The 282-nt window shown below is 62.4% G+C and carries 1 protein-coding gene; it reads left to right on the top strand.

The features are described 5' to 3' along the window. The coding region (locus SB822_RS56495) for a porin (RefSeq protein WP_410859026.1) at positions 1-282 on the top strand (282 nt) is incomplete at both ends.

A 282-nucleotide genomic window follows, 5' to 3' on the forward strand; every position in this document is an offset into this window, starting at 1 on the left:
ACGTCGTACTACACGCTGCTGTCGCCGTATAGCCCGACTACATGGCTGACGGGCGCTTACGGCGCACACCCGGGCGATCTCGATTCGCTGGATACGATCTATCGCGCGAATAACTCCCTCGTGTACACGTCGCCGAACATGTATGGTCTGACGGTAAGCGGTTCGTACTCGTTGGGCGGCGTGCCGGGCAGCTTCAACGCCGGCTCGACGTGGAGCGCCGCGGTGCAGTACCTGAACGGTCCGTTCGGTATCGCGGCGGGCTTCCAGCGCATCAACAACTCG

Source organism: Paraburkholderia sp. SIMBA_054, from assembly GCF_046534875.1.
Lineage (GTDB): Bacteria > Pseudomonadota > Gammaproteobacteria > Burkholderiales > Burkholderiaceae > Paraburkholderia > Paraburkholderia hospita.